Origin of the sequence: Bradyrhizobium sp. LA6.1 (genome assembly GCF_040547805.1) — a bacterium.
GTDB lineage: Bacteria > Pseudomonadota > Alphaproteobacteria > Rhizobiales > Xanthobacteraceae > Bradyrhizobium > Bradyrhizobium barranii.
Genome location: NZ_JBEPQK010000005.1, coordinates 127081 through 139087, shown reverse-complemented (window position 1 = coordinate 139087; position 12007 = coordinate 127081). Strand labels below are relative to the sequence as shown.

Annotated in this window: 14 protein-coding genes; 9 read left to right on the top strand and 5 right to left on the bottom strand. The window is 63.4% G+C overall.

Annotated features, from left to right (window positions below; all coding sequences use genetic code 11):
• Both ABIB99_RS14495 and ABIB99_RS14490 read right to left on the bottom strand, forming a co-directional pair.
• Complete coding sequence (locus ABIB99_RS14495) at nt 1–354, bottom strand: RidA family protein (protein WP_063981348.1); 354 nt, start codon at nt 352–354, stop codon at nt 1–3.
• A 15-nt stretch (nt 355–369) separates the two neighbouring features.
• Nucleotides 370–1287, bottom strand: coding sequence for an NAD(P)-dependent oxidoreductase (locus ABIB99_RS14490; protein WP_354176280.1), 918 nt, complete (start codon nt 1285–1287; stop codon nt 370–372).
• Nucleotides 1288–1524: 237 nt separating this feature from the next.
• Here ABIB99_RS14490 and ABIB99_RS14485 point away from each other — a divergent pair, with 237 nt between their 5' ends.
• Genes ABIB99_RS14485 through ABIB99_RS14470 form a run of 4 tightly spaced genes read left to right on the top strand, consistent with a single transcriptional unit; the run spans nt 1525 to nt 4552 of the window.
• On the top strand, nt 1525–2361 hold the full coding sequence (locus ABIB99_RS14485) for a transporter substrate-binding domain-containing protein (protein WP_354176279.1): 837 nt from the start codon (nt 1525–1527) through the stop codon (nt 2359–2361).
• A 6-nt stretch (nt 2362–2367) separates the two neighbouring features.
• Nucleotides 2368–3030 (top strand): amino acid ABC transporter permease, encoded by a 663-nt coding sequence (locus ABIB99_RS14480; RefSeq protein WP_166102640.1) that lies wholly within the window; start codon nt 2368–2370, stop codon nt 3028–3030.
• Nucleotides 3027–3785 (top strand): amino acid ABC transporter ATP-binding protein, encoded by a 759-nt coding sequence (locus ABIB99_RS14475; RefSeq protein WP_028147118.1) that lies wholly within the window; start codon nt 3027–3029, stop codon nt 3783–3785. The genes ABIB99_RS14480 and ABIB99_RS14475 overlap by 4 nt, the downstream gene beginning before the upstream one ends.
• Nucleotides 3786–3823: 38 nt before the next feature.
• Nucleotides 3824–4552, top strand: a complete 729-nt coding sequence (locus tag ABIB99_RS14470) for an aspartate/glutamate racemase family protein (RefSeq protein ID WP_354176278.1) — start codon at nt 3824–3826, stop codon at nt 4550–4552.
• A gap of 16 nt (nt 4553–4568) precedes the next feature.
• On the opposite strand, the gene ABIB99_RS14465 is transcribed toward ABIB99_RS14470, so the two are convergent.
• Nucleotides 4569–4787 carry a hypothetical protein gene (locus ABIB99_RS14465; protein ID WP_135216107.1) on the bottom strand — a complete coding sequence of 73 codons (219 nt, stop codon included), beginning with the start codon at nt 4785–4787 and terminating at the stop codon, nt 4569–4571.
• Between ABIB99_RS14465 and ABIB99_RS14460 the strand changes: the two genes are divergently transcribed.
• The 3 genes from ABIB99_RS14460 to ABIB99_RS14450 are packed head-to-tail and all read left to right on the top strand — an operon-like array spanning nt 4786 to nt 8139.
• A complete protein-coding gene (locus tag ABIB99_RS14460; RefSeq protein ID WP_354176276.1) occupies nt 4786–5247 on the top strand; it encodes a (2Fe-2S)-binding protein in 462 nt (153 codons plus the stop codon). The genes ABIB99_RS14465 and ABIB99_RS14460 overlap by 2 nt on opposite strands.
• 1 nt (nt 5248) lies before the next feature.
• Complete coding sequence (locus ABIB99_RS14455; protein ID WP_354176275.1) at nt 5249–7498, top strand: xanthine dehydrogenase family protein molybdopterin-binding subunit; 2250 nt, start codon at nt 5249–5251, stop codon at nt 7496–7498.
• An 8-nt stretch (nt 7499–7506) separates the two neighbouring features.
• Entirely contained in the window at nt 7507–8139 is a 633-nt protein-coding gene (locus ABIB99_RS14450; protein WP_063981341.1) for a hypothetical protein, read from the top strand.
• Nucleotides 8140–8154: 15 nt separating this feature from the next.
• Here ABIB99_RS14450 and ABIB99_RS14445 read toward each other — a convergent pair whose 3' ends face one another.
• Nucleotides 8155–8907 carry a metallophosphoesterase family protein gene (locus ABIB99_RS14445; protein ID WP_063981340.1) on the bottom strand — a complete coding sequence of 251 codons (753 nt, stop codon included), beginning with the start codon at nt 8905–8907 and terminating at the stop codon, nt 8155–8157.
• 262 nt (nt 8908–9169) lie between these two features.
• On the opposite strand from ABIB99_RS14445, the gene ABIB99_RS14440 reads away from it, so the two are divergent.
• On the top strand, nt 9170–10867 hold the full coding sequence (locus tag ABIB99_RS14440; RefSeq protein WP_063981339.1) for a GMC family oxidoreductase: 1698 nt from the start codon (nt 9170–9172) through the stop codon (nt 10865–10867).
• A gap of 33 nt (nt 10868–10900) precedes the next feature.
• Nucleotides 10901–11362 (top strand): GNAT family N-acetyltransferase, encoded by a 462-nt coding sequence (locus ABIB99_RS14435; RefSeq protein WP_354095459.1) that lies wholly within the window; start codon nt 10901–10903, stop codon nt 11360–11362.
• Here ABIB99_RS14435 and ABIB99_RS14430 read toward each other — a convergent pair.
• Nucleotides 11355–11963 (bottom strand): TetR/AcrR family transcriptional regulator, encoded by a 609-nt coding sequence (locus ABIB99_RS14430; RefSeq protein WP_063981338.1) that lies wholly within the window; start codon nt 11961–11963, stop codon nt 11355–11357. The genes ABIB99_RS14435 and ABIB99_RS14430 overlap by 8 nt on opposite strands.
• Nucleotides 11964–12007 lie beyond the last annotated feature (44 nt).

The following is a 12007-nucleotide window of genomic DNA, read 5'->3' as shown; positions in this document are numbered from 1 at the left end:
TCAACTACGTGCGGCGATTGCGATCACCTCGATACGAAAGGCGGGATCGGCGAGCTCGACCTTGCCGCAGGCGCGGGTCGGCGTGTTGCCCGGCACGACCCACGCATCATAGACCGCGTTCATGGCGTCGAAATCGTCCATGTTCCTGAGCCAGACCTGCACGCTGAGCAGGCGCGATTTGTCGGTGCCGGCGCGCGCCAGCATGTCGTCGACCTTCGCCAGCGCCTCTTTCGTTTGCTGGGTGATATCGGCGGTCTTGGTGTCCGCCACCTGACCTGCGAGGAAAACGAGATCGCCGAACACGGAAGCGCGGCTGCGGCGGGCGTTCTGGTCGATGCGGGTGATATCCGACATGGGATGTCCTTAACTTTACTTGCCGGTGGCGATGATGCGGCGGCAGTGATCGAGCGCTGCGCCGATGAGGTTGTCGCTCGCCTCGGGCGTGCGGAACGCCGAATGCGCCGACAGCGTCACGTTCGGCAGCTTGGTTACGGGATGCCCCGCCGGCAGCGGCTCGACGGTGAAGACGTCGAGGCCGGCATGGGCGATGTGGCCGGAGCGCAGCGCATCCAGCATTGCGTCTTCATCGACCACAGCGCCGCGCGCCGTGTTGATCAGAATGCTGCCGGGGCGCATCTGCGCGATGCGCTCGCGCGACAAGAAACCCTTGGTCTCGTCGTTGAGCAAGAGATGCAGCGAGACGACGTGGCTCTCGGCGAGCAGCTTCTCCAGCGAAACGAACTCGACGCCCGGATGCGTCTTCGGCGTCCTGTTCCAGGCGATCACCTTCATGCCGCAGCCCGCCGCCATGCGCGCGGCTTCCGCGGCGATGCCGCCGAAACCGATCAGCCCGAGCGTCTTGCCGGTGAGCTGAACCGCATCACGGCGCAGCCAGTTGCCCTCGCGCATGCCGCGATCCATCTCGCCAAAATTTCGCGCAGACGCCCACATCAGCGCGATCGCGCATTCGGCAACGGCCGTATCGCCATAACCCTTGATGGTGTGGACGGAGATGCCGCGCTCGGCGAGCTCTTCCGGATTCATGTAGCTGCGCGCGCCGGTGCCGAGGAAGACGACGTGCTTGAGCTTCGTGCACTTCTCGGCAATCGCTGATGGCACCGCCGTGTGGTCGACGATCATGATCTCGGCATCGCCGAGCAGGCCGGGCAGATCGTCGGGCTTGATCGAGGGATTGCGGTTGATGCCGACCGGCAGGCTCGCAGAGCGCAGCAGCTTGTCGGTCACCGCAGCCAGGGTCTCGTTCGCATCGACGAATAGGGCGCGCACAGGCCTCTCCTTCAGCTCACTTCCATATTGCGTTCAGTCTTGTATTCAGACTTAAATGCAATTTACAACCCCTCCCTATCAGGAATTTTGCGCAATCCTGCCAAGATATTGGGCTCATTTCTGCCTTGCCGCCCAAATGGTCAGCAACTCGAAATACCGTATTGCATTTTATCCTGAATACAGAAATAGTCCAGAGGCCGGACACGATCCGACCCAGATTCCAGGGAGACAGAGACCATGAATCGCAGGGATGCTCTCACCACCGTCGCGCTGGCAGGCGCGGCGATCGCCGCCGCGAGCGGCTCCGCCAAGGCCGATGCGCCGGCCTCCACGCTCGACCGCATCAAGAAGAATGGCGTGCTGCGCGTCGCTGTCATCGTCGGCCAGGAGCCCTATTTCCATAAGGACCTCGCCACCAACGAATGGTCGGGCGCCTGCATCGACATGGCCAAGGACATCGCCGGCAAGCTGGGCGCCAAGGTCGAGACGCTGGAATCGACCTGGGGCAACCAGATCCTCGATCTCCAGGCCGACAAGGTCGACCTCGCCTTCGCCGTGAACCCGACGCCGGAGCGCGCGCTCGTCATCGACTTCTCGACGCCGATCCTGGTGCACTCCTTCACCGTCATCACCAAGAAGGGCTTTGCCAAGCCGCAGACCTGGGCCGAGCTCAACAAGCCCGAGGTCAAGATCGCCGTCGACATCGGCTCGACCCATGAGACGATCGCGCGCCGCTACTGTCCGAAGGCGACCATCCTCGGCTTCAAGAACCGCGACGAGGCGATCCTGGCGGTTGCGACCGGCCGCGCCGACTGCAACGTCTCGCTGGCCGTGCTCTCGGTCTCGACCCTGAAGAAGAATCCGAACCTCGGCGATCTCGCCATTCCGCGGCCGCTGCTGACGCTGCCGACCAACATGGGTATCCGCGCCGAGAGCGACCGCCGCTACAAGGACTTCCTCAGCGCCTGGGCCGACTACAACCGTTCGATGGGCCAGACCCGCGACTGGATGCTGAAAGGCTTCGAGGCCGTCGGCCTCACCGCCGACGATCTTCCGGCCGAAGTGCAGTTCTGATCGGCCATGTATGTCTGGGACTTCGCGGCGCTCAAGCCGTATTGGGGCCTGATCTGCCAAGGGCTCCTGGTCACCGTGTATTACACGGTGACCACGGTGGTCGCGGGTCTCGCCATCGGACTGTTCGTCGGCATCCTGCGCACGACGGCACCGCGCTGGGTCACGGTGCCGTTGCGTCTCTATATCGAGGTGTTCCGCTGCACGCCGCTGCTGGTGCAGCTGATCTGGGTCTACTACGCCCTGCCCGTGCTGATCGGCGTCGACATGTCGCCGGCGATGGCCTGCTTCATCGCGCTGTCGCTCTATGCCGGCTCGTTCTATGCGGAAATCTTCCGCGGCGGCATCGAGGCCGTCGACACCGGCCAGTGGGAGGCCGGCCGCGCGATCGGCATGCGCCGCGGCAAGATCTTTCGCCGCATCGTGCTGCCGCAGGCGACGCAGGTGATGATCCCCTCCTTCATCAACCAGACCATCATGCAGCTCAAGAACACCTCGCTGGTGTCGGTGGTCGCGGTCGGCGACCTGCTTTACCAGGGCACTGTCATCACGGCGTCGAGCTACAAGCCGCTCGAGGTCTACACCACGATCGCCGTGCTCTATTTCGTCGTGCTATTCCCGCTGACGCTGGTCGCCGACCGGGTCGAGCTGAAAATGGGAGCGCATCGATGAGTGCTCTGATCGCTGACAACATCCACAAGGCGTTCGGCGACCATGAGGTGCTCAAGGGCGTCTCGCTTTCGGTCGCACGCGGCGAGGTCGTCACCTTGATCGGCGCCTCCGGCTCCGGCAAATCCACCTTCCTGCGCTGCCTGAATCTCCTGGAAATGCCGCAGCAGGGCGAGCTTGCCATCGGCACGCACAAATTCGCCTTCGGCAAGGGCATGCGCGCCGCCGGCGATGCGCAGCTTGCGCTGCTTCGCCGCAGCGTCGGCATGGTGTTCCAGCATTTCAACCTGTTCCCGCACATGTCGGTGCTCGCCAATGTCACCGAAGGGCCGGTGCAGGTGAAGGGCATGGCGCGAAACGAAGCCGATGCGCTTGGCCGCGATTTGCTCGCCAAGGTCGGCCTCGCCGACAAGGCCGACGCCTTTCCGAGCCGCCTCTCCGGCGGCCAGAAGCAGCGCGTCGCGATCGCGCGTGCGCTCGCGATGAAGCCAGACGTGATGCTGTTCGACGAGCCGACCTCGGCGCTCGATCCCGAGCTTGTCGGCGAAGTCCTCTCCGTCATCCGCAGCCTCGCGAGCGAAGGCATGACCATGGTGCTGGTGACGCATGAGATGGCCTTCGCCGCCGACGTCTCCACCCGCGTCGGCTTCATGAACGACGGCATCATGGCCGAGATCGGCACGCCCGAAGAGACCATCCGCCAGCCCCGCAGCGAACGGCTGAAGGCGTTCTTGAGCCGGTTTCACGAGACGCACTAGACTGCGGTCGCAACCATCCCGAATCGGTGGGGAAACCTATGAAACTCCGCGGCGGCTTCACGAATTACGGCGAGACGATCGGCATCCTGATGCTCGACACCCGCTTCCCGCGCCCGCGCGGTGACATCGGCAATGCGCTCTCCTATGACTTCCCGGTGCGCTACAAGATCGTGCGCGGCGCTCACGCCACCAGGATCATGGGCGACCATCCCGATCCCGCCCTGCTTGAGCCGTTCATCACGGCCGCCCGAGAGCTGGAAGCCGACGGCGTCAAGGCGATCACGACGAGCTGCGGCTTCCTCGCGCCATTCCAGAAGCAGCTCGCGGCCGCCGTGAACATCCCGGTCTTCACCTCGAGCCTGATCCAGGCGCCGTTGATTCATGCCATGCTGCCGCCGGGCAAGGTCATCGGCATCTTCACCGAACGCGGCCACCACATGAACGAGGCGCATTTCCGCGGCGTTGGCTGGTCGCCGGACGAGATCGCCGTCCAGATCCAGGGCATGAAGCCCGATGCGCAATTCCCCGCGACTTACATTCTCGGCCGCGAGGAGCTGGACACCGACGTGCTCCGTGCCGAGATGATCGAGATGACGGAAGCCTTCATGGCGTCCTGCAAAAACCCGGGTGCGATCCTGTTCGAATGCACCAACATGTGCCCGTTCTCGAAGGACGTTGCCGAAGTCTCGGGCCTTCCGGTGTTCGACATCAACACGTTGATCAATCTGGTCTACCGCGCGGCCAATCCGGTGCCGTTCCTGCCCTGATCGCCCTTCCAGACGATCAGCGGCAATTGAATCGATTGTCAATCGCGCCAAAGGCGCGGCAAAAATTCACACCATACTCTTCGTGCGAATTCGCAAATGCTGCGGGGTCGTCGTTTGACAGCATCGGCGCTTGCGCGGCACGCTGACCACGCCGGTCCAACCTTCGACGACGCTCGCTGGAGCGTGCCTGTTCGACCTCACGTCCCGCGAGGACGCGCGAAAGGAACATCGACATGATCGAGCTCACGGTCAACGGGACCAAGCGCCAGGTCGACGTCGTTCCCGAGATGCCCCTGCTCTGGGTGCTCCGCGACGAGCTCGGCATCACCAGTCCGAAATATGGCTGCGGCGTCGCGCAATGCGGTGCCTGCACCGTCCAGATCGACGGAGCCGCCGTGCGATCCTGCCAGGCCCGCATTGGCGATCTCGCCGGCAAGTCGGTCGTCACGCTCGAAGGATTGGACAACAGGGAGCAGCATCCCGTTCTGCAGGCCTGGATCGAACATCAGGTTCCGCAGTGTAGCTACTGCCAGACCGGCCAGATCATGCAGGCCATCTCGCTGCTTGGATTGATCGACAAGCCGACGGACGAGGACATCAACGAAGTGATGTCCGGCAACCTCTGCCGTTGCGGCACCTACCCGCGCATTCGCACCGCGATCCACGCGGCTGCCGCAAAGATGGTGGGGAAGTGAAATGGGACTTCAGACGCTTTCCCGCCGCACTTTCGTTTTCGGTTCCGCCGCCGTGGCTGGCGGCATCGCGTTCGGTTCCTATAGCGACGCAGCACAAGCCGCGACTGCCAGTGACAATCCCCTGAGCACCAGTCTCGGGCCGAACTCCGTGACCTTCAATCCCTGGGTCGAGATCAGCCCCGAAAAAATCACGCTGATCGCCCAGCACGCCGATATCGGCCAGGGCGTCGGCTCGGTGCAGCCGATCATGATCGCCGAAGAGATGGACCTCGATCCCGGCCAGTTCGAAGTTCGCTTCGCCGGCCCCAGCCCCGCCTATTTCAACACCGGTTTTGCCGACGAGTTCGCACCGTTCGTGGCTGCGGACCAAAGTCCCGCCGCCGAGGAAGCGCGCGCCAAGACGCTCGAATGGCTGAGAGAGTCCGGCCTGCAGATGACCGGCGGGTCGAGCACGCTGCCGGACACCTATGAAAAGCTGCGCGTTGCCGGCGCGGTCGCGCGCGAGACGCTGAAGGCCGCCGCTGCCAAGCGTTCGGGTGTCGCCGTGGCCGACCTGCGCACCCAATCAGGCCATGTGATCCTGCCCAACGGCACCAAGATCGCCTACGTCGGTCTCTCCGTGGACGCCGCAAAGATTCCGCCGGTGCTCGATGCCAAGCCGCGCGATCCGTCGAAATGGCGCATGCTGGGCAAGCCGATGATGCGCCTCGACGTTCGCGCGAAGGTCATGGGCGAGCTGAAGTTCGGCATCGACCAGAAGATGGACGGCATGCTCTATGCCGCCGTCAAGCTGAACCCTGGCAAGGGCCAACCCCTGAAGTCATACGACGCCAGCAAGGCGCGATCGATGCCGGGGGTCAAGAAGATCCTGGAAATCAAGAATGGCGTCGCGGTGATCGCCACGAACAGCTGGTACGCGATGAAGGCGGTTGACGCCGTCACTTGCGAGTGGGCGCCCTCGGCCTATCCCGCCGAGCAGGCGGATCATTGGAAGGTTCTTGAATCCTCGTTCAAGCCTGAATTCCTGGGCAAGGAGTGGCGGAAGACCGGCGATATCGAAGCCGGGCTGAAGACGGGCAAGCTTGTCGAGGCCGAATATCGCGCGCCCTATGTGGGGCATCAGCCGCTCGAGCCGTTGAACGGGATCGGCCTCGTCACCGACAAGGGGATGGAGATCTGGGTCGGCCATCAGAGCCCCCGTTTCGTGCAATATGTCGCGGCGACGGCGATCGGCCTCAAGCCGGAACAGGTCACCTTCCACAATCAGTGGACGGGTGGAAGCTTCGGCCACCGTCTCGAATACGAGAACGTCCGCGTTGTCGCCGAGATCGCCAATCAGATGAAGGGAACGCCGATCAAGCTGGTGTTCTCGCGCGAGGAGGATTTCCTCCAGGACATTCCGCGGCAGATCGCGATCGCCCGGCACCGAGGCAGCATCGACAAGAGCAAGATCGTCGCAGCCGATCTGCAACTGGCCTCGACTGCTCCGCTCAAGGGGCTGCTCGAGCGTTCGGGCACACCCTCGAAGGATCCCGACGGGCAATTGGCTGCCGGCCTGTGGAATGTCTATTACGACATCCCCAATTTCCGGGCCACAAGCTACGAGGCGCAGGGGCTTTCGCCGAGCACCACGTGGCGGTCGGTCGGCGCCTCGACATCGGGCTTCTTTACCGAGAGCTTCATCGACGAGCTGATCCACGCGGCGGGTCTCGATCCCATGAAGGCGCGCATCGCGATGTGCACCGTGCCGCATTATCGCAAGGTGCTGGAAACGGTCGCGGAAATGTCGGACTGGAAGGGACCACTCGGAAACGGTAGGGGCCGCGGCGTCGCGTTCGTTGAATCCTTCGGCACGCCGACAGCCGAAGTCGTCGAAGTCACGAAGACGGAGCGAGGCATAAGGATCGACAAGGTCTGGGTCGCTGTCGACGTCGGCAAGGTGGTCGATCCCGTCAACTTCGAGAACCAGGTGCAGGGCGGCGTCATTTGGGGCCTCGGCCACGCCATCAATTGCGAGCTCACCTACGCCAAGGGCGCGGTGCAGCAGACCAACTACAATCACCACGAAGCGATGCGGATCTACCAATGCCCCGTCATCGAAGTTCGCGGGCTCGAGAACGATCCCAAGGTGAGAGGCGTCGGAGAGCCGCCTGTTCCGCCAGCCGCCCCCGCACTCGCCAACGCGATCTTCGCCGCGACCGGGCAGCGCATCCGCGAAATGCCTTTCAACAAGTTCATCGATTTCGTGTGAGGCGAGCCATGAAGAGTTCTCTCATTGTGCTCGCTTTCGCCGCTTCGACAATTGCGGCTCTCACCGGGATTGTCGCGGCCAAGGACGAAGCGAACAAGGACGCTTTGCCGCCGGGCAGCGTCAGCCGCGCCGAAGGTCTGGAGGCCTGGAAGCGGATTGAAGCCGTGGTGACCCATCCGCGCTGTGCCAACTGCCACGTCGACGCCAAGGCCATACCGATCTGGACGCCGGCAGGCGAAACCAGGCCGCGCGTCCACGGCATGAACATCCACGGCGGCGACAGCCGCATCGGGGCCGAGAAGGTTGCCTGCTCGACCTGTCACATGACCTCTACCCAGGCGAACGACCCGGCGCCGTCACCGCCGCGTGCCGGTATCGACTGGCAGCTGGCGCCAGTCGAGTTCATCTGGTTCGGCAAGAGCGGCGCCGAGATCTGTACGCAGCTGAAGGACCCCAAGCGCAATGGCGGCCGCGACGCTGTGGGCCTGCTGGCGCATCTACGGCACGACGCATCGCTGAACGGCTTCATCCCGCGCGGATGGGCGCCCGGAGCTGGCCGCACGACCCCACCGGGCACCTTCGAGGACCACGTCAAGGACATGGCCCTGTGGGGCGCTGCGGGACAACCGTGTCCGAACTGACGGTCTTGCTGTTGCCTAGCGGCAGGCCTGCTCGCGCTGAACCCAACCCGTCGCAATCGCGCTTGCCCAGCTGAGCATGCCTTTGCTGCGCGCCAGTGCGGCCATAGCCGAGGTGTCGTAGGGCACGTAGCGGATCGTCGCGGACCAGTCTGCGCCGGCATGCTCCAGAATCGCGTAGCACGCATGCGGCGTACCGACCTCGACCACGTAAGGAACGGGCGCCTTCCCGTCATAACCGGGCAAGCCGACGCTGCCGGGATTCACGACCAGACGTCCATCCCTCAAACGCACCACGCGCGGAATGTGGGTGTGGGCGCACAGGATGATCTCGGCGTCGATCCCCTCAGCTTCAGCCTCGATCGCGTCGATGCCGCTCGGACGCGGGCAGCCGTCGTCGGCGATGTGGTCGAGCCAGAAAGCTGCGTCATCCCTTGGCGATCCATGGCACAGGAACACCCGTCCCTTGTACATGAGCGTGGACGGCATGCTTGCCATCCAGTCGAAGTGCTTGCGCGCGAGCTGACGGAAATCGCTGCGAGCGGAGCCGCCGGCCTGCCAGAGCTCGACGAGGATTCGATCTTGGTCGCCCCGTATCGACGGAAAGCCCCTCGCCATCAACAGGTCCGCGGTCCTGGCTGCCTCGAGCGGGCCACTGACGTGGTCGCCGAGGTTCACGACCTCAGCGATGCCGAGCATGGCAATGTCCGCAAGGACGGCTTCAAGTGCCGGACGATTCCCATGCACATCCGCGATGGCAGCAAATCTCATTTGGCCCCTCCCATTCGGAATGGCCGATCGTTCTCGCTATGCGGGGGATGCAGGACTGGCTAGTCAATTTAGCTACGTCTCTTTAGCTGCATTTGTAGAAGCGCCCGCAAGCTGAGGATCAAATCGGCGCTGCCAGAAGAATTACACGATCGTGGTTGCCAGGCAAGCAATGCGAGTTACGAACTGTCGCGGCAATGCCGACGTGACCTCGGGAAAATAACACGCTACGTTTCCCGGACAAGACCAAGAGGAAACGCCAATCGTGTACGACTTCATTATCGTCGGCGGCGGCTCGGCGGGGTCCGTGCTGGCCCACCGGCTCTCCGCAAAGAGCGCGAACAAGGTCCTGCTGTGCGAGGCCGGACAGGACACACCGCCCGGCAACGAGCCCGCCGAGATCAGGGACAGCTATCCGGGCACGGCCTATTTCGATCCCCGCTTCCACTGGACCGAACTCAAGGTCACGACCCAGATCGTCAGCCACAACAATCCGAACGAAGCGCGTCCTCCTTTACGCAAATACGAGCAGGCGCGCGTGCTCGGCGGCGGCTCGTCGATCAACGGCCAGATGGCCAACCGCGGCGCACCGACCGACTACGATGAATGGGACGCGCGGGGCGCCGACGGCTGGAGCTGGAACGACGTGCTGCCCTTCTTCAAGAAGGTCGAGCGCGACCTCGATTTCGACGGCCCGTACCACGGCAAGAACGGCCGAATTCCGGTACGCAGAATTCCGCGTGAGCACTGGACGCGGCATTCGCAGGCGTTCGCCGACGCCTTCCAGCAGGCCGGCCATCAGTTCGTGCCGGACCAGAACGGCGAGTTCGTCGACGGCTATTTTCCGGTGACGCATTCCAATCAGGCCGAGCAACGCGTCTCGGCCGCGATGGGTTATCTCGATCGTGACACGCGCAAGCGCGCCAATCTCACCATCTCCACCAACACGCAGGTCAGGGAGCTGCTGTTCGAAGGCACGCAATGCGTCGGCGTGAAGGCGATGGTCGACGGACGGGAACAGGAATTCCGAGGCCGCGAGATCATCCTGTCCAGCGGCGCCATCCATTCGCCGGCGCATCTCCTGCGCGCCGGCATCGGCCCGGTCGGTCACCTCAAGGATATGGGCATTCCGGTCCTGATGGGGCTGACAGGCGTCGGTCAGCGCCTGATGGATCATCCCTCGATTTCGCTGTCGTCCTTTGTCCGCCGCGGCGCGCGCATGAACGAGCACACCAGGCGCCACATGCAGCTTGGCCTGCGTTATTCATCCGGGCTGTCGGGCGTACCGAAGGGCGACATGTTCGTCGTCCTGCTCAGCAAATCGGCCTGGCACGCGGTCGGCGAGCAGATCGGCTCGCTGCTGACCTTCGTCAACAAGACCTATTCCGAGACCGGACAGGTCAAGCTCGCCTCGCGCGATCCCGCCGCCGAGCCGATCGTCGAGTTCAATCTGCTGTCCGACCGCCGCGACCTCGATCGCCTGATGAGCGGCTTCCGCAAGATGGCGGCCGTGCAGATGAGCGACGTGGTGAAAGCGGTGACGGACAAGCCGTTTCCGGCCGCCTATACGGACAAGGTGCGCAAGATCGGCGTGGTCAATACCAAGAACAGGATCCTGACCAAGATCGCCGCGACCTTGATGGACGGGCCGGCGGCGCTGCGCCACTACCTGATCGACAATTTCGTCGTCGAAGGTTTCACCTTCGACCAGGTGATGAACGACGACGATGCGCTGGAAGCCTTCGTCCGCAAGGCGACCATCGGGGTGTGGCACGCCTCGTGCTCATGCCGCATGGGCCGGGCCGACGATCCGATGGCGGTGGTCGATAATCAAGGCCGCGTCAAAGGCGTTCAGGGCCTGCGCGTCGTCGACGCCTCGATCTTCCCCGTGGTGCCATGCGCCAATACCAATTTCCCGGTGCTGATGTCGGCGGAGAAGATCGCTGCGGCGATGGTGCAGTGAACGCTAGCGACTGCCGGGCAGGTGGAGGGATTCATGGATTGCAGCATCCGCCCGGCGCGCGAAGAGGATAGCGGCGAAATCAGCGCCGTCATTCTGCGCGCACTGCGCGAGACAAATGCGAGGGATTACACAGACGAGATCATCGAACGGGTCGAGCATAGCTTCAGCCCGACCGCCGTTCTGGAGCTGATCCGCAAACGCACGGTCCTTGTTGCCGCCCTTGGCGGCCGCGTCGTTGGAACGGCGAGCCTTGACGGAAGCGTCGTCCGCACGGTCTTCGTGGCTCCCGACGTTCAGGCGCAGGGGATCGGCAAGTTCCTGATGGCCGAGATCGAGCGCATCGCGCGCGAGCGAGAGATCGCTTTGTTGACCGTCCCGTCTTCGGTCACCGCGGAATCGTTCTACGCGCGGCTCGGGTTCAAGGCCGTGCGCGACAGCTACTTTGGCGATGAGCGCACGATCATCATGGAGCGATCGCTCGATGCCCCTATGTAGGCCTGGATTGGCTCGCAGGCGGGAGGAACGGCCATGCCAACATTGCAAGTTCTACGACACGGCGAAGCTCGCCAACAGTCGCGCCGGCTTGCGGCAAATTCATTATCGCCTGCAACACACCGAGGTAGTGCCACGCCAATCCGTCGATGTCAGCTGTCACCGCCAATTCTCCACTTGCGACCGCCTCGCGTAAAATGCCGCCGAGGATCGCGCGCTGCCGCGTAAGTCCCTGCCGCGCGACCGACTGGCCTGCCGGAGGCAGGTCCACCATCTCAGCGCACGATCGGGCCAGCATGCATCCAGCGGGCCGCGCCGTCTTGCCCGCTCTGGGCAAGAATTCGTGCAACAGCGCTTCAAGCTGTTGGCGCTTCGTCTCGCCTCGAACGGCGCTCATGCGCCGCTCGACGCGCTCGATGTAAGCCGAAAGGACCTCTTCGAATAGCCCGTCCTTGTCTTGAAATCGCTTGTACATACTCGACCGCGACAAGCCCATCGCTGTCGTCAGTTGATCGATCGACGAAGCCGAATAGCCGTGACGCCAGAACACATCCATCGCGGAATTGATCACGGCATCGTCATCGAATTGGGGTTTTCCACTCATGCCATTCCCACTTGACATCATGGAACGATCGTTCCACGTATCTT

Excerpts from the sequence above, each read along its gene's own strand:
- ABIB99_RS14475 (WP_028147118.1), top strand. The coding sequence starts at position 3,027 with ATGAGTGCTCTGATCGCTGACAACATCCACAAGGCGTTCGGCGACCAT.
- ABIB99_RS14485 (WP_354176279.1), top strand. The coding sequence starts at position 1,525 with ATGAATCGCAGGGATGCTCTCACCACCGTCGCGCTGGCAGGCGCGGCG.
- ABIB99_RS14470 (WP_354176278.1), top strand. The coding sequence starts at position 3,824 with ATGAAACTCCGCGGCGGCTTCACGAATTACGGCGAGACGATCGGCATC.
- ABIB99_RS14445 (WP_063981340.1), bottom strand. The coding sequence starts at position 8,907 with ATGAGATTTGCTGCCATCGCGGATGTGCATGGGAATCGTCCGGCACTT.
- ABIB99_RS14480 (WP_166102640.1), top strand. The coding sequence starts at position 2,368 with ATGTATGTCTGGGACTTCGCGGCGCTCAAGCCGTATTGGGGCCTGATC.
- ABIB99_RS14465 (WP_135216107.1), bottom strand. The coding sequence starts at position 4,787 with ATGTCGATGTTCCTTTCGCGCGTCCTCGCGGGACGTGAGGTCGAACAG.
- ABIB99_RS14430 (WP_063981338.1), bottom strand. The coding sequence starts at position 11,963 with ATGAGTGGAAAACCCCAATTCGATGACGATGCCGTGATCAATTCCGCG.
- ABIB99_RS14460 (WP_354176276.1), top strand. The coding sequence starts at position 4,786 with ATGATCGAGCTCACGGTCAACGGGACCAAGCGCCAGGTCGACGTCGTT.
- ABIB99_RS14450 (WP_063981341.1), top strand. The coding sequence starts at position 7,507 with ATGAAGAGTTCTCTCATTGTGCTCGCTTTCGCCGCTTCGACAATTGCG.
- ABIB99_RS14495 (WP_063981348.1), bottom strand. The coding sequence starts at position 354 with ATGTCGGATATCACCCGCATCGACCAGAACGCCCGCCGCAGCCGCGCT.
- ABIB99_RS14455 (WP_354176275.1), top strand. The coding sequence starts at position 5,249 with ATGGGACTTCAGACGCTTTCCCGCCGCACTTTCGTTTTCGGTTCCGCC.
- ABIB99_RS14435 (WP_354095459.1), top strand. The coding sequence starts at position 10,901 with ATGGATTGCAGCATCCGCCCGGCGCGCGAAGAGGATAGCGGCGAAATC.